Raw genomic sequence first — 15,321 nt, forward strand, 5'->3', positions numbered from 1 at the left:
ATGGGTGAGAGCCTGGATATCAGGCTCTCTATTTTCAAAAGGGGGGATGCAAGTGAAAGAGGAGACGTTTTATCTTGTCCGTGAAGATGTGTTGCCTGATGCGATGAGAAAAACATTGGAAGTCAAAAAACTGCTGGATCGAAAAAAAGCAGAATCAGTGGCAGATGCCGTTCAAAAGGTGGATTTAAGCAGAAGTGCATTTTATAAATACAGAGATGCCGTTTTTCCTTTTTATACAATGGTTAAAGAGCAAATTATCACACTTTTCTTTCATTTAGAGGATCGCTCCGGGGCGTTATCTCAGCTCCTTCAGGCGGTGGCTGACTCTGGAAGCAACGTTCTTTCCATTCACCAGACCATCCCGCTTCAAGGGAGAGCAAACGTAACGCTGTCTATCAGTACATCTGCAATGGAAGAGGATATTCATACATTAATGAACAAGATGAGAAAGTTTGACTTTGTAGAAAAGGTTGAAATATTAGGTTCAGGAGCGTAAGGGGAGAGAATATCGTCATGAAAGTCGGTTATTTAGGTCCAGCAGCTACATTCACACATCTAGCAGTCAGTTCTTGTTTCCAAAATGGCGCCGAGCATGTTGCTTACCGCACGATACCGGAATGTATAGATGCGGCAGTCGCAAGTGAGGTTGATTTTGCTTTTGTTCCTTTAGAGAACGCATTAGAAGGATCAGTAAATTTAACAATAGACTATTTAATACATGAACAGCCTCTGCCCATCGTAGGTGAAATGACATTACCGATTCATCAGCACTTACTCGTTCATCCTTCCAGAGAAAATACGTGGAAAGATCTAGACAAAATTTATTCTCACTCACATGCGATTGCGCAGTGCCATAAATTTCTGCATCGGCATTTTTCTTCCGTGCCGTATGAATACGCCAATTCAACCGGAGCGGCGGCAAAGTTTGTCAGTGACCATCCCGAGCTGAATATCGGGGTGATTGCCAATGAAATGGCGGCTTCTACATACGAATTAAAAATCGTAAAACGGGATATACAGGATTATAGAGACAATCATACGCGATTTGTCATTCTGTCTCCTGATGAAAATATAACCTTTGAAGTGAATTCAAAATTGAATTCAAGACCAAAAACAACACTGATGGTGATGCTTCCGCAGGATGATCAGTCCGGAGCGCTGCATAGAGTGCTGTCTGCTTTTTCTTGGAGAAACTTAAACCTGTCAAAAATCGAATCCCGTCCGACCAAAACCGGGTTAGGGAATTATTTCTTTATTATTGATATTGAACAGGCGTTTGATGAAGTATTAATCCCTGGGGCTATGCAGGAGCTTGAAGCGCTCGGATGCAAAGTAAAGCTGCTTGGTACATATCAATCTTATCAATTATAAAAAGCCCTATTAGGGCTTTTTTTAGTCTTCAATCAAAATACCGGCTTCTTCGAGTGCTTGACAGGCTTGATCGATGCGATGTTCATCGGGTGCTGTCAGTGTATGAAGATGCACACCATCTGTCAACTGTGATAAATAGGCGGCATTTGTGGAATTGATCTTTTTGATGAAATGTTCGACTTCTTTTCGCGTGCCGACTTGGATCGCTGCAGTTAAATCTCCGTATACAGGATGCTCAATTTTTACGTCTTTTACAGTTACCCCTTCATCCACGATGAGCTGCAATTCTTCTTCTGTCCGTTCAGGCCCGTGCAGACACGCTATAATTCTTTCTGCCTGCTGATGCTTCTGAGCGGCGGCGTCCAGATAGACATAGCCTTGGCTTGTGGCGATAATCGGCTCGTTTCTCGCTTTTAAAAGCGAGATATCCTGAACGATCACCTGTCTCGAAACATTTGCTTTTTTTGCGAGCTCTCCTCCTGTCAGCGGCGATGTGGATTCCTTCAGCCACAAAAGAAGCTGCTCACGCCTATTGGCGCCCAAGAGCTTTAATTCTTCGGTCAATATGATATTCTCCTTTCCTTTGTTCCAAAAGCGCTGTAAACGTATGTAATAACATATCCAGCTGTTCAGTTGTTGTGTTTTTTCCGAAAGAGATGCGGATAAATTGCAGGGCTTCCTGTTCTGTTTTTCTTAACGCTTTCATCGTTTCAGACGGCCCGTGATAACCTGCAGAACAAGCGCTGCCCGTTGAAATGCAAATATTATTCCGATTACATTCTAACATAACATATTGTCCTTCAAATGAGCCAAAAAAACACCCGATAATATGGGGCAGACATTCTGTGTTTGCACCATCTGCCGCAAGGGTTACAGGGAGAGACCGAATACGGATTTGTTCTAAAAAGTATTGTCTTAACATTTGATTATGGGATATCTGACTTTCCATTTCACTTACGATCAGCTCCGCTGCCGCTGTAAAGGCTCCGATACCCGGTACGTTTATCGTGCCTGCTCGAAACCCATTCTCATGAACGGTGTCAGGGTACACCGGTTTCCAATTGACGTCCGGCCGAATATAGACAGCTCCGACTCCTTTAGGGCCGTGAATTTTGTGACTGGAAATAGAGAGAGCATCCACCCCCATTTCTTCAGTATGGATGGGCAGTTTGCCGAATGTTTGTACCGCATCACAATGAAGAAGAATTTGCCTGTTGTGAAGATACGATGACAGGTGTTTAATGGGCTGAATAATTCCTGTTTCTGAATTGGCATGCTGAATAGAAACCAGGCCTGTGTCCGGGCGAATATGAGCTGCCAATATTTCCTCGGTAATAAGTCCGTACTCGTTAGGCTTAATGATTGTCACGTCAAAGCCATGATTCTGCAGTAAAGCAGCACAGTTATGGATTGATTGATGTTCCATGGCAGTCGTAATAAAATGTCTTTTTGTTTTTGGCAGGCCGTTTAACAATGATTGAATGGCAAGAAAATTGGATTCAGTGCCGCCGCTTGTAAAATATATACCGCCTGTTTCTCCGCCGATTATGTCAGCTATTTTCCCCCGGCAGTACTCCAGTATATGATTTGCTTTTCCCCCAGCGTCATGCAAGCTGCTGGCATTCCCGTACATATCAATGCTGAGCTTCTGAAATACGTCCAGTGCTTCCTCGCAAATTGGCGTGGTTGCTGCATAATCTAAATAAATCATCCGGTCTTTCCTCCATATGTTCTTCATAAAAAACTCTTGAGTTTATTTTATCGTTGTGTAAATATAGGTGTCAAGACAGGTGTAAACAACAGGAGGTGGCATATGTCTATAAAGACGATTGTGGTTATTGGTTCAGGAGCGGCGGCACTTGCCCTGGCTTCTGCACTTCCGCCATCATACCAGGTGACTGTCATCACGAAAAAAAGCACAAAAAACAGCAATTCAAGACATGCACAGGGCGGAATTGCGGCGGCTTATGCAAAAGATGACTCGATTGCGTCTCATATGGAGGATACGTTATATGCAGGCTGCGGACATAACGATCAAAACATCGTATCAGACGTTTTACTTGATGGAAAAACCATCATTGAGAACTTTTTGGAGAATGACTTTCCATTTGACCGGGATAAACAAGGCAAAGTCAGCCTTGGCAGGGAAGGAGCCCATACGCGTAACCGCATATTTCATGCGGGAGGAGACGCTACAGGCAGCATGCTTATTGATTACTTGCTGAAACAAATCAATAGCCAAATCGAAGTCATCGAGAATGAAACAGCGGTTGATTTGCTGATGAAGAATGGGCGCTGTGCCGGTGTAGTGACGAAAGACAGCCGCGGCCGGATCAATTTGCGGCATGCGGATGAGGTTGTGCTGGCAGCTGGCGGATGCGGAAGCTTGTTTCAGCACCATACGAACGATCCATCTGTCACGGGTGATGGTCTTTCACTTGCTTACCGGGCCGGAGCGGAATTAACTGATTTAGAGTTTACCCAGTTTCATCCTACACTTCTCGTCAAAAATGGCGTCTCGTGTGGGCTTGTTTCAGAGGCAGTCAGAGGTGAGGGCGGTTTTATAACAGACCAAAACGGCCGCCGTATTATGGCCGGACGGCATCCGCTGGAGGATTTAGCACCACGGGACGTCGTCTCGCGGGTGATTCATGAAGAAATAGCAAAAGGAAAACGTGTGTATATTGATTGCAGCGCTATTTCTGACTTCGAAGTGCGTTTTCCCACAATCACCTCTATTTGCGAAAAGGCAGGGGTTGATATTCGTAAAAGAAAAATACCTGTTGCGCCGGGAATGCATTTCTTAATGGGAGGCGTTTCAGTCAATCGGTGGGGAGAAACAACTGTGCCCGGGCTTTACGCGATAGGGGAAACTGCATGCACCGGCTTACACGGAGCCAATCGTCTTGCGAGCAATTCCTTGCTGGAGGCACTTGTATTTGGTAAAAGAGCAGCAGAACATATCATGAGAAAACCGGTTGATATCAGGTATAGTCAATTCAACGGTGAAACCAGCGGAGTTTATGCGGTGCCGAATATCGAGCTTTCTGAACTGCAAAACAGAATGACAAGCGACATGTCCATAGTAAGAGAAAAAGACAGACTGATTGAGATGAGCAATTGGCTTTATGGGCTCCCATCTCAGAAGATAAATGTGAAGGATATCACAATTCCGCAGCTGGAGCTTTCTCACTTGTGGCAGGTTGCAAAGCTGATGACTTCGTCTGCTCTATTGCGGGAAGAAAGCAGGGGGGCGCATTTTCGAATTGATATCCCTCAGGCTGATACAGGCTGGCAAGGCAAACAAATTGTCCATACAAAAAAGGGAACCAAAATGAGAAAAAACGAAGGGATTTGGAGAAATGAATCATTTACAGCTGAAAAAATTGCTGAATCACTTTTTTCATGAGGATATAGGGACGGGAGATCTTACATCACAGTCCATCTTTGAAGGACAGAACTGTGAGGCCTCAATTGTTGCAAAGTCAGACGGCATTTTCGCCGGAGCTGCGGTAATAAAGGAAGGCTTTGCCTTTTTAGATGAAAAGGTTCAGACGTTTTTACACAAAAAAGATGGAGATCATTTGCGAAAGGGTGATGTGATTGCCGTCTTACGCGGGCCGGCCGCTGCTCTTCTTTCTGGAGAGAGGGTAGTATTAAATCTTATTCAAAGGCTGTCGGGTATTGCGACGATGACAAGGCAGGCTGTTGAACGGCTTGATGATGAACAGATTAAGGTTTGTGACACAAGGAAAACGACGCCGGGGTTAAGAATGCTCGAAAAATATGCGGTCAGGATCGGAGGAGGATATAACCATCGATTCGGCCTGTACGACGGAATCATGATCAAAGATAATCATATTGCAGCTTGCGGTTCCATTGTAAAGGCGTGTGAAAAAGCGCGGCAGGCAGCAGGGCACATGGTGAATATTGAAGTGGAAATTGAATCTGAGGAGCAGCTCAGAGAAGCCATTCTTGCTGAAGCTGATGTCATTATGTTTGACAATTGCCCGCCTGACACTGTCCGCCATTTTGCAAATATCACACCGGATCACATTAAAACCGAAGCTTCCGGAGGAATTACATTAGAATCTCTGCCCACTTTTAGAGGGACGGGTGTGAATTATATTTCCTTAGGATTTCTGACTCATTCGGTCAGAAGCTTAGATATCAGCATGGATGTAGCGTTAACAAATCAGTCAGTGGAGGAATGCGGTTATGTCAATTCTTGAGGCAATCAAACAATTTGAAATGATGCCTGACCATTATAAAGGGCTGTCAATGAAAGAGATGGAGAGACGTGTTGCAGCCATTAAGGAAAAGTTCGGGAGCAAGTTGTTTATTCCAGGCCATCATTATCAAAAGGATGAAGTAATTCAATTTGCTGACCAAACGGGCGATTCACTCCAGCTTGCCCAAATGGCGGAAAAAAATAAGGATGCGGAATATATTGTATTTTGCGGCGTACATTTTATGGCAGAGACCGCTGATATGCTGACAGGTACGGACCAAACGGTCATCCTGCCAGATATGAGAGCGGGCTGTTCTATGGCTGATATGGCTGACATGCAGCAGACGAACAGGGCGTGGGAGAAACTTCAGCATATATTCGGCGACACGATCATACCATTAACCTATGTGAATTCTACAGCGGAGATCAAGGCATTTGTCGGAAAGCACGGCGGAGCGACTGTAACCTCATCCAATGCCAAAAAAGTGCTTGAATGGGCGTTTACACAGAAAAAACGCATTTTATTTCTGCCTGATCAGCATTTAGGAAGGAACACCGCTTATGAACTTGGTATCCCGCTTGAGGACATGGCTGTCTGGGACCCGATTCAAGATCAATTAGAGAACGAGGCAGAACAAAACGATATCAAGGTTATTCTTTGGAAAGGCCACTGCTCTGTTCATGAAAAATTCACCGTGAAAAATATAAATGATTTGAGAGAACGAGATTCTGACATCCGGATCATTGTTCATCCTGAATGCTCCCATGAAGTCGTAATGCAAAGTGACGACAGCGGATCAACGAAATATATTATTGATACAATCAGCCACGCTCAGCCGGGAAGCAAATGGGCAATCGGTACAGAAATGAATCTTGTTCAGCGACTGATTCAAGAGCATTCCGACAAACAAATTGAATCACTCAATCCGGATATGTGTCCATGTCTGACGATGAATCGAATTGACCTCCCGCATTTGCTCTGGTCTTTAGAACAAATAGAAAAAGGAGAACCAGCAGGCGTGATCAAAGTGCCGAAAGTCATTCAGGACGATGCCCTTCTTGCGCTGAATCGAATGCTTTCCATCACGTAAACCAGAAATATTTCCCCTCCTGTACTCATAATTTCTTTCGATCAGGCATATGTTGTGAAGAAACATATTGTAATCACAACTGAACTGTTCACGTTTTGCATAGGAGGGGAAAACGTTGAAAATCCATATCGTTCAAAAAGGCGATTCACTCTGGAAAATAGCTGAAAAATACGGAGTTGATGTTGAGGAAGTAAAAAAACTCAATACGCAGCTCAGCAATCCAGATTTAATCATGCCTGGGATGAAAATAAAAGTGCCGTCTGGAGGTGTTCCAGTCAGAAAAGAGATAAAAGCGGGCAAAAGTCCGGCGGCAGTCGGGGATGAGAAGCAAGAACATCCATTTTCTAAGGAGAAGCCTAAATCCGTTGTCGACGTAGAAGACACAAAACCGAAAGAAAAGCAGTCTGTTCCTTTTGTCCCGCCGATGCCGAATTTGCATGATAATGTGTATCCTGAAGCTGATGTGAACGATTATTATGATATGAATCAGCTTTTTCAGCCTTGGTCACCTCCTAAACCGGAGGAGCCTAAAAAGCATCATGACGGAAATATAGATCATATGTATGACATGCAAGATCAATTTCCACAACAGGAGGCAATGAGTAATATGGAAAATGCAAATTATCCGAATATGCCCAATACGCCTAAGGCGCCAGATGTAGGCGGTATGGAAGAAGAAAACATCCACCACACTGTTCCGAATATGCCGGCAGTTCAGCCATATTATCCGTATCCAGCCCATTTTGTGCCATGTCCGGTTCCTGTCTCACCGATACTGCCTGGATCCGGCCTGTGCTACCCATACTATCCTGCACATGCATTTCCGATGCATCAGCCTTATGGCTACCAGCCAGGTTTTGTATCACCTTCGCAATATGATCCGGGTGAATATGATAACCAGCATCATGAAAACAGCCATCACGGGCATTACGGATATCAGCCTTCGCACGGCGCGCCTCAATATGCATCGCCGGCTTATGGATCTCCTTATGGGCATATGCCATATGGTCCTTATTATGGCGCTCCTCAAGTGATGGGTGCTTATCAGCCAAATGTGGCACATGGTTATATGCCGCCATTTAAGGATCATGATGATTGCGGGTGTGACGATGATCAGCAGCCATACTTCTCAGCACCTGGATATCAGGGAGGAGCATATGGAACTCCTTATATGCCTTACGGAGGAGCAAATCCGAATCCGTATGCAGCCGGAACTTCCATGCCAAATCAGCCTTCAACAAACCAGATGTTTGGACGCCCGGAAGAAGAAAGTGAATGATTGTTCGGGACGATGTAAATCGTTCCTTTTTTTATATTGTCTTACAATCGTCGAATGGTCATAACTGACACGCTTAACATATCTCCCTGATGCACATGATAAAAACGAGCACAACATGCTCAATCAGTCCTCGGGGGGTTTTTCCATTGGGTAGAAAGTTAACAATTGCAGGCCTCATTTTGATGACAGCCGGATTAACAGCATGCGGCGCAAATAATGATGCCCTTAATGATACGCGTAATAACGGTAATAACGGCAATACCCGTCCAATCGGATATTATACAAATGAGAATGACGCTGACAGACAGGGAGACGGGATGGATCACGACGGCCCGGTCTCTGAATTGATGGAGGACCAGAACGGCCAGAACGGCCGTGACCGAAACACAACCAATGTAAACGACCGTGTTACTGCAGATGATCGCGTCCCATTGGCAACTGACGGAACATATAACAACACAAATAACAGAAACATGAACCGAAATGGGACGAACAACAACGGGTATGACAACCAAGAGAACAGAAGACTTGCCGCAAAAATCGCCAATCGTGTGAAACAAGTCAAAAACGTCAACGACACACAAGTGATGGTAACGGATGACAAAGTAGTCATCGCAGTCAGAAGCCACGCTGATTTTACACAGTCTGACAGGCAAAATGTCAAAAAAGCCGCACGAAACTATGCGGATGGCCGTGACGTTCAAGTATCTACAGATAAAGGACTGTTCACAAGACTTCATAAAATGAACAGACGCTAGGACTAAGAAGGCTGCCGGAGAGTGATTCCCGGCGGTCTTTTTCTTTACAACGGCTTGCAATACCCATTAAAGTGTACATAGAAATATCAAGGAAGGTGAAAGCATGGCTGGCCATTCTAAGTGGAAAAACATCCAAAAAAGAAAAAATGCGCAAGACGCAAAGCGCGGAAAAGTATTTATGAAGCTTGCTAAAGAAATCTATGTGGCAGCAAAGCAAGGCGGAGCCGATCCTGAAGCAAATTCAGCATTGCGGCTTGTGATTGAAAAAGCAAAAGGCGCCAATATGCCAAATGATAATATAGACCGTGCCCTAAAAAAAGCCGCAGGAAGCCAGGACGGCAGCAGCTACGAGGAAATCACCTATGAAGGCTACGGTCCCTCAGGGGTTGCCGTCATGGTGGAGTGCTTAACTGATAATAAAAACCGTACGGCGACAAATGTGCGGACAGCTTTCAATAAAAACGGCGGAAGTCTCGGAGAAAGCGGATGTGTAGCATTTTTGTTTGAACGGAAGGGGTACATTGCAATTGACCGCACACATCGGCAAATAGAAGAGGATGACTTGATGCTTGATGTCATAGAAGCGGGCGGCGAAGAGCTGCAGACAGAGGATGAATTCTTTGAGGTATTAACAGCGCCTGAACGTTTTGAAGAGGTAAAAACAGCACTTGAAGCAAATTATCCAGTTGATTCAGCTGAAGTAACCATGATTCCGAAAACATATGCAGAGGCTGATGATGAGGCTGTTGAAAAACTGGAAAAATTGATCGATGCGCTTGAAGACGATGATGATGTTCAGGCAGTGTATACAAATTACCAGTAATATAAAAATGACCGGCGCGAAGTGATCTCAGGCCGGTCTTTTTTCATCTTAAGAGACGCGCTCATTTTCGTGTGTGTATTCTTTCTCCCAGAAATCAGCGTTTTTGATGCCGAGAGCTTTAGGATCAAAGACTGGGTCTAAGCCTTGTTTCTTCTGTTGCTCATAATTCTTTAACGCAATAAGCGCCGGCTTGGCGAGCAAAACAATGGCAATGACGTTCAGCCAAACCATAATGCCAAGTCCCGCGTCACCTAATGCCCAAGCAAGTGTAGCGGTTTTGACAGCACCGTAGAATGTCGCGGCTAAAATGATCAGTTTTAAGCCCAGCATTGCCCACTTGCTTTCTCTGCCTCTCGCTAAATATGTGATATTTGTTTCAGCGATGTAGTAATAAGCCATAATGGTTGTAAAAGCGAAGAAGAACAAAGCAATAGCGACAAAGCCTGCACCAAAGCCGGGCAGCACACTGTCAATGGCGGCCTGAGTGAAGCCCGGTCCAGCTTCTACACCTTTCAGGTGATTGACAATAAATGAACCGTCGGCAGCCTGTGTATTGTACATACCGGTAAATAAAATCATGAATGCTGTAGCGGAACATACAAATAAAGTGTCGATATAAACAGAAAATGCCTGAACCAATCCTTGCTTTACCGGATGAGATACCTCTGCGGCGGCAGCAGGATGAGGGCCTGTTCCTTGTCCGGCTTCGTTTGAATAAATGCCTCGTTTGACGCCCCATGAAATGGCCATGCCGATGAGACCGCCGAATGCGGAATCTAATGCAAAAGCACTTCTGAAAATCAAAGAAATGACAGCAGGCAGTTCAGAAATATTCATCACAATGATGATCAGAGAGAGCAGAATGTATCCGACTGCCATAAACGGGACAATCATTTGTGCGGCACTGGCGATACGTTTTACACCTCCGAAAATGATAAAACCTAATAAGAGAACAAGAAAACAGCCAGTAATGGCAGGAGAGATGCCGAATGCATTTTGGACGCCCGCTGCAATGGAGTTGGACTGGACCCCTGGCATAAGGAGAGCCATTGCAATAAGGGCCGCAGCCGCAAATAAAACAGCAAACCACTTAATGCCTAATCCTTTTTCTATATAATAAGCGGGTCCGCCTCGATATTGGCCGCCTTGTTTCACTTTATAAATTTGGGCAAGAGTAGATTCAACAAAGGCGCTCGAAGCACCGATAAAAGCAATGGCCCACATCCAGAACACCGCGCCGGGTCCGCCGAACGCAATTGCTGTTGCCACACCTGCGATGTTTCCGGTCCCCACCCTGCCGGACAGCGCGATTGATAATGCTTGAAACGAAGATACCCCTGCCTCTGAGCTCTTGCCTTGAAACATCAGCACAATCATTTCCTTGATGTGTCTGACTTGTAAAAAACGGGTCACAATAGAAAAGATCAATCCAATTCCTAATAAAATATAAATGACGGGTGTACTCCATAAGACCGCGTTTAAACTAGCAACAACATCTGCCATCAAGCTTCCTCCTCACGTCGTTTCGATTGCATTTATAAAGAGGATTTTGGGTTAATTGAACTATTTTTACAATCAATCTGTCACATTATATAACGTGTAATGATCATGAGAGGGGAGAATGGGGTGAAAAAAGCGCAGCGTATGAAGTACGCTGCGCTTCTGTTTATAAAGGCATGTGGACACCAATTATGAAACAGTCTTTGAGAAATAAATAGCCAAGCTCATTGTGTATATAAAAGGCAAACGATAAGGATCTTTCATTATCTCACCTCACTGATGCTTGCGGCGGTTCCTCACGAATCCAATGATCATCCTTTCGCCAATCATAAGTTTCATCGATATCGAGATGTAAAGTCTGGCTGCCGATTTTTACTGTATTGTTGTTCAACCATTTAACAGATAGTCTGCTGTCAGGATAATTCCAATAGATTGTTTTTTTGACAAGTGTTTTTTCATTCACGAGTTCGCCCCTGGCGGCATCTGAGCTTAAGGTATTTTTGGATATATAAGTGTTTAGCGTATAGCTTCCGTCAGGCGATTCCACTGATTGTACGAGGCTGCCTTTCGGAACGTTTTTCAGTGAAAAAAACATCCAATAGACGGCACCGCCGAAGAACAGAAGACATGAGAATATTATAAGAAGGACTTTACTGCGTGTTTTGATGTGACTATCTCCCTTTTTCTCTCTTTTACCACATCACGGATTTTATACGATCTTTACATTTCTTTAAAATTTCCTCAATAAAGTGCAGGTATGATAAAAGAAAATAGATAAAGGGTGGAGGAGACAGAAATGGAAAACACATATTGTCATTCCAGCGAAAAGAACTCAGACGCGGTTTATTTGAGTGTGAGAGGATATCGCATCAAGCTGTCGCCTGAACAAATGAATTTAATTTCTGCTGTCAGAAAGTAAAAATAAAATGATAAAGGCAGCCGCTTATGCGGCTGCCTTTTCTATGAAAAATATTTTCTTTTCCGTTGTGCAAAGTGCTTCTGAAACCAAACTTTTTTATATAAAAAAGCAATAACCTCAAGCCAAAAGCCCGGGATTTTTTTCGGGAAAATCGGCTTTTTATAAAGCGTATGATACGCCGTTTTTAAATCGTCCCACTGCGTGCACGTTTTCGTCTGTTCAAATCTCGCAACATCAATGACCCGCACTGCTCCGGATTCTGTCAGAATCAGATTGCGCAAATGAATGTCTGACGGGTTGAGGCCGGCTGCACGGGCGTCAGAAAGTGCGTCCTCTACCTGCTGAATCATATCGTCGCTGATCGCGATGCCTTTTTTCAGGCAGTTGTAAAAGGTATCGCCTTTAATATATTCCATTAAAATAAATGAATCACCAGTTTCATAAATGTCAGGGTAGAATGCGGATCCGGCTAATTTTTCATAAATCGCTGCTTCTTTGACGGCTGTCGCTTGATACTCCGGAAAAAATACCTTCAGCGCCATTTTCCGGTCACCTTCTGTTATGGCAAACACATAGGCGCTTCGTCCCTTGCCGATCAATGTTAATTCCTCGGGTTTCTCTTTGACTTTATCAAATCTGCTGTTTTGGCGGTATATGACTGAATGGGCCAGTGCCTCTGCTTTTGTCAGCATTTCATTCACCTTCTTTGCTCTATTTTATGCAGTTGTTTATAGGAAAATCCAAAACTGTTCAGGAAAAAGAGCCTAAATATAGTGTATCTGGTCTTGGGAAAGAAGGCTACCTATAAGCTTTGATTGTGATAAAAGAGACATGAAAACGTTGATTCCACTCCTTGAAAAGCGCTTACAAATGGGATACTATTAATTTGAAATAAAGCGCTTTCGTAAACTATCAAGGGGGAACACGCTATGACGAAACAGATGGTGACAGGAATTATCGGTGCAGGGCGCATCGGCAAACTTCATGTTCAAAATATACATCGGATTCCTCATATGAAAATAAAAGCGGTTTCTGATATTTCTGCAAGCTGTTTACAGGATTGGGCCGCCAGTCACCACATTGAATACATAACCGCTGACTATAGAGATTTATTGCTTGATCCTGATATTGACGCTGTTTTTATCTGTTCGCCAACAAACACACATGCGCAAATCATCAGAGAAGCAGCTGAGGCGAAAAAACATATTTTTTGTGAAAAACCAATCAGTTTTTCTCCTGATGAAACGAAGGAGGCACTTGCGGCCGTGCGGAAACATGGGGTTAAGCTGCAAGTCGGATTTAACCGCCGTTTCGACCCTCATTTTAAGAAAATCAAAACCATTGTCTCAAATGGTGAAATCGGCCCGCCTCATTTATTAAAAATTACGTCACGGGACCCTGAACCCCCGAATGTTGATTATGTCCGCACATCAGGCGGCTTATTTATCGATATGTCGATTCACGATTTTGATATGGCGAGATACATCATGGGAAGTGAAGTGACGGAATTGTATGCAAAAGGAGCGGCTTTGGTGAATCCGTCCTTTGCAGAGCTGGGGGACATTGATACGGCTGTCATTACCTTGACATTTGCAAACGGTGCCATGGGTGTGATAGACAACAGCCGTCAAGCTGTGTACGGATATGACCAGCGGGTCGAGGTTTTCGGCACGAAAGGCTCGGCAGCAGCGGATAACAGCAGGCCGACGACGGTAGAAGTGTCAACGGCTGACTTTGTCATGAAGGATAAACCGCATTTCTTTTTTCTTGAACGCTATAAGGAAGCCTACACAGAAGAGATTCTTCAGTTTGCAGATGCGATCAAAACCAATCGGGAGACTGCCTGCACCGGCGAGGACGGCTTTCAGGCGGAACGAATAGCAAGGGCGGCTCAGCAGTCGCTCGCTTTAGGCATGCCTGTCAGCATTGAACATACTGAAAAAATTGTTTTTTAATATTCAGATAAAGGGATTACAATACAGCAAGCTTGGGTATATACATTCCATTGATACTTTATAAAAAGTAGGCGGTGGAAATCATGAATACAGCACATGCTAAAGGAAATGCTTTAAACAAAATCGGTATTCCTTCTCACATGATTTGGGGTTATATTGGTGTGGTCATCTTTATGGTTGGAGACGGACTTGAGCAAGGATGGCTGTCTCCTTTTCTTGTTGATCACGGTCTCAGTATGCAGCAATCTGCTTCGCTGTTTACGGTGTATGGCATTGCTGTCACGATTTCGGCTTGGCTATCAGGAACCTTTGTCCAGACTTGGGGGCCAAGAAAGACGATGACGGTCGGTTTACTTGCTTTTATCCTCGGTTCGGTTGCTTTTATCGGCTGGGCGATTCCTCATATGTACTATCCGGCTCTCTTGGGCAGCTACGCGCTCAGGGGCTTGGGATACCCGCTGTTTGCATACTCGTTTCTTGTATGGGTATCATACAGCACCTCTCAGCAAATCCTTGGTAAAGCCGTCGGCTGGTTTTGGTTTATGTTTACGTGCGGCCTGAACGTGCTTGGACCGTTTTATTCGAGCTATGCGGTTCCGGCGATTGGAGAAATCAATACGCTTTGGAGCGCTTTACTATTTGTGGCAGCAGGCGGAGTTCTCGCACTGTTTTTTAATAAAGATAAATTTATGCCTGTACAAAAACAAGATCAGCCGAAATGGAAAGAGCTGTCGAAGGCGTTTACAATTATGTTTGAAAATCCTAAAGTCGGCATCGGCGGCGTAGTCAAGACAATAAATGCTATCGGACAATTCGGATTTGCGATATTTCTTCCGACCTATTTGGCGCGTTACGGCTATTCTGTTTCAGAATGGCTGCAAATTTGGGGGACGCTGTTTTTTGTCAACATTATATTTAACATCATTTTCGGCGCGGTCGGAGATAAACTGGGCTGGCGCAATACTGTCATGTGGTTTGGCGGAGTCGGCAGCGGCATTTTTACACTGGCGCTCTATTACACGCCGCAATTGATCGGGCATCAGTACTGGGTGCTGATGATCATTGCCTGCTGCTACGGTGCGGCACTGGCCGGATATGTTCCATTAAGCGCGCTTTTGCCGACGCTTGCGCCTGATAACAAAGGTGCTGCCATGTCTGTGTTAAATCTGGGATCGGGTCTGTGCGCTTTTATTGCTCCCGGCATCGTGAGCCTTTTTATCGGCCCGCTCGGCGCAGGCGGCGTGATATGGATTTTTGCGGCATTATATTTTCTCAGTGCTTTCCTGACACAATTTCTGACGATTTCAGAACGGCACGCCGATATGTATCCAGAGGAACGGCTTGTCAGGAAAAATGTGCAAACAAATTTTGAGGAAACGGTTAAGCAGTAGCCT

The 15,321-nt window shown here is 44.5% G+C and carries 16 protein-coding genes; 11 read left to right on the forward strand and 5 right to left on the reverse strand.

Going from position 1 to position 15,321, the window contains the following annotated elements; genetic code table 11:
- Positions 1 to 52 precede the first annotated feature (52 nt).
- A complete protein-coding gene (gene thrR / locus KXD37_RS01650) occupies positions 53 to 496 on the forward strand; it encodes a transcriptional regulator ThrR (protein WP_010335153.1) in 444 nt (147 codons plus the stop codon).
- Between the two features lie 17 nt (positions 497 to 513).
- Entirely contained in the window at positions 514 to 1,371 is an 858-nt protein-coding gene (gene pheA, locus KXD37_RS01655; RefSeq protein WP_188323187.1) for a prephenate dehydratase, read from the forward strand.
- Between the two features lie 21 nt (positions 1,372 to 1,392).
- Here pheA and KXD37_RS01660 read toward each other — a convergent pair whose 3' ends face one another.
- Positions 1,393 to 1,935 carry a transcription repressor NadR gene (locus KXD37_RS01660; RefSeq protein ID WP_095714293.1) on the reverse strand — a complete coding sequence of 181 codons (543 nt, stop codon included), beginning with the start codon at positions 1,933 to 1,935 and terminating at the stop codon, positions 1,393 to 1,395.
- Complete coding sequence (locus tag KXD37_RS01665; RefSeq protein WP_106020197.1) at positions 1,901 to 3,082, reverse strand: IscS subfamily cysteine desulfurase; 1,182 nt, start codon at positions 3,080 to 3,082, stop codon at positions 1,901 to 1,903. The genes KXD37_RS01660 and KXD37_RS01665 overlap by 35 nt, the downstream gene beginning before the upstream one ends.
- Positions 3,083 to 3,184: 102 nt before the next feature.
- On the opposite strand from KXD37_RS01665, the gene nadB reads away from it, so the two are divergent.
- From nadB to KXD37_RS01695, 6 genes are all read left to right on the forward strand, one after another.
- The gene (gene nadB, locus KXD37_RS01670) at positions 3,185 to 4,780 is read left to right on the forward strand and encodes an L-aspartate oxidase (RefSeq protein WP_188323186.1); all 1,596 of its coding nucleotides are present in this window, start codon (positions 3,185 to 3,187) and stop codon (positions 4,778 to 4,780) included.
- Entirely contained in the window at positions 4,734 to 5,603 is an 870-nt protein-coding gene (gene nadC / locus KXD37_RS01675; protein ID WP_263463216.1) for a carboxylating nicotinate-nucleotide diphosphorylase, read from the forward strand. Before nadB ends, nadC begins: the two co-directional genes overlap by 47 nt.
- The gene (gene nadA / locus KXD37_RS01680) at positions 5,590 to 6,693 is read left to right on the forward strand and encodes a quinolinate synthase NadA (protein ID WP_127696697.1); all 1,104 of its coding nucleotides are present in this window, start codon (positions 5,590 to 5,592) and stop codon (positions 6,691 to 6,693) included. The genes nadC and nadA overlap by 14 nt, the downstream gene beginning before the upstream one ends.
- 115 nt (positions 6,694 to 6,808) lie before the next feature.
- Positions 6,809 to 7,972, forward strand: a complete 1,164-nt coding sequence (gene safA, locus KXD37_RS01685; RefSeq protein ID WP_106020193.1) for a spore coat assembly protein SafA — start codon at positions 6,809 to 6,811, stop codon at positions 7,970 to 7,972.
- A 146-nt stretch (positions 7,973 to 8,118) separates the two neighbouring features.
- Positions 8,119 to 8,730 carry a YhcN/YlaJ family sporulation lipoprotein gene (locus tag KXD37_RS01690; protein WP_024122340.1) on the forward strand — a complete coding sequence of 204 codons (612 nt, stop codon included), beginning with the start codon at positions 8,119 to 8,121 and terminating at the stop codon, positions 8,728 to 8,730.
- Between the two features lie 103 nt (positions 8,731 to 8,833).
- A complete protein-coding gene (locus KXD37_RS01695; RefSeq protein ID WP_106022198.1) occupies positions 8,834 to 9,553 on the forward strand; it encodes a YebC/PmpR family DNA-binding transcriptional regulator in 720 nt (239 codons plus the stop codon).
- Positions 9,554 to 9,601: 48 nt separating this feature from the next.
- On the opposite strand, the gene KXD37_RS01700 is transcribed toward KXD37_RS01695, so the two are convergent.
- Together KXD37_RS01700 and KXD37_RS01705 are read right to left on the reverse strand one after the other, a co-directional pair.
- Positions 9,602 to 11,056 carry an alanine/glycine:cation symporter family protein gene (locus KXD37_RS01700; protein WP_263463217.1) on the reverse strand — a complete coding sequence of 485 codons (1,455 nt, stop codon included), beginning with the start codon at positions 11,054 to 11,056 and terminating at the stop codon, positions 9,602 to 9,604.
- Between the two features lie 265 nt (positions 11,057 to 11,321).
- Positions 11,322 to 11,720: a DUF5412 family protein gene (locus tag KXD37_RS01705; RefSeq protein WP_164848149.1), complete on the reverse strand. Its 399-nt coding sequence runs from the start codon at positions 11,718 to 11,720 to the stop codon at positions 11,322 to 11,324.
- Between the two features lie 129 nt (positions 11,721 to 11,849).
- On the opposite strand from KXD37_RS01705, the gene KXD37_RS01710 reads away from it, so the two are divergent.
- Positions 11,850 to 11,972 carry a hypothetical protein gene (locus KXD37_RS01710; protein ID WP_127696699.1) on the forward strand — a complete coding sequence of 41 codons (123 nt, stop codon included), beginning with the start codon at positions 11,850 to 11,852 and terminating at the stop codon, positions 11,970 to 11,972.
- 41 nt (positions 11,973 to 12,013) lie between these two features.
- On the opposite strand, the gene KXD37_RS01715 is transcribed toward KXD37_RS01710, so the two are convergent.
- Entirely contained in the window at positions 12,014 to 12,664 is a 651-nt protein-coding gene (locus KXD37_RS01715) for a phosphotransferase (RefSeq protein ID WP_106020190.1), read from the reverse strand.
- 237 nt (positions 12,665 to 12,901) lie between these two features.
- Between KXD37_RS01715 and iolG the strand changes: the two genes are divergently transcribed.
- Together iolG and KXD37_RS01725 are read left to right on the forward strand one after the other, a co-directional pair.
- Positions 12,902 to 13,927 (forward strand): inositol 2-dehydrogenase, encoded by a 1,026-nt coding sequence (iolG, locus tag KXD37_RS01720; protein WP_127696700.1) that lies wholly within the window; start codon positions 12,902 to 12,904, stop codon positions 13,925 to 13,927.
- 83 nt (positions 13,928 to 14,010) lie between these two features.
- On the forward strand, positions 14,011 to 15,318 hold the full coding sequence (locus KXD37_RS01725; RefSeq protein WP_127696701.1) for an MFS transporter: 1,308 nt from the start codon (positions 14,011 to 14,013) through the stop codon (positions 15,316 to 15,318).
- The last annotated feature ends 3 nt before the right edge of the window (positions 15,319 to 15,321 follow it).

Origin of the sequence: Bacillus sp. XT-2 (assembly GCF_025696525.1) — a bacterium.
Lineage (GTDB): Bacteria > Bacillota > Bacilli > Bacillales > Bacillaceae > Bacillus > Bacillus halotolerans.

What these genes read in the sequence shown, in the direction of transcription:
- KXD37_RS01695 (WP_106022198.1), top strand. Translation starts at nt 8,834, where the DNA reads ATGGCTGGCCATTCTAAGTGGAAAAACATCCAAAAAAGAAAAAATGCG.
- KXD37_RS01710 (WP_127696699.1), top strand. Translation starts at nt 11,850, where the DNA reads ATGGAAAACACATATTGTCATTCCAGCGAAAAGAACTCAGACGCGGTT.
- KXD37_RS01700 (WP_263463217.1), bottom strand. Translation starts at nt 11,056, where the DNA reads ATGGCAGATGTTGTTGCTAGTTTAAACGCGGTCTTATGGAGTACACCC.
- nadB (WP_188323186.1), top strand. Translation starts at nt 3,185, where the DNA reads ATGTCTATAAAGACGATTGTGGTTATTGGTTCAGGAGCGGCGGCACTT.
- nadA (WP_127696697.1), top strand. Translation starts at nt 5,590, where the DNA reads ATGTCAATTCTTGAGGCAATCAAACAATTTGAAATGATGCCTGACCAT.
- iolG (WP_127696700.1), top strand. Translation starts at nt 12,902, where the DNA reads ATGACGAAACAGATGGTGACAGGAATTATCGGTGCAGGGCGCATCGGC.
- KXD37_RS01665 (WP_106020197.1), bottom strand. Translation starts at nt 3,082, where the DNA reads ATGATTTATTTAGATTATGCAGCAACCACGCCAATTTGCGAGGAAGCA.
- KXD37_RS01725 (WP_127696701.1), top strand. Translation starts at nt 14,011, where the DNA reads ATGAATACAGCACATGCTAAAGGAAATGCTTTAAACAAAATCGGTATT.
- nadC (WP_263463216.1), top strand. Translation starts at nt 4,734, where the DNA reads ATGAATCATTTACAGCTGAAAAAATTGCTGAATCACTTTTTTCATGAG.
- KXD37_RS01715 (WP_106020190.1), bottom strand. Translation starts at nt 12,664, where the DNA reads ATGCTGACAAAAGCAGAGGCACTGGCCCATTCAGTCATATACCGCCAA.
- pheA (WP_188323187.1), top strand. Translation starts at nt 514, where the DNA reads ATGAAAGTCGGTTATTTAGGTCCAGCAGCTACATTCACACATCTAGCA.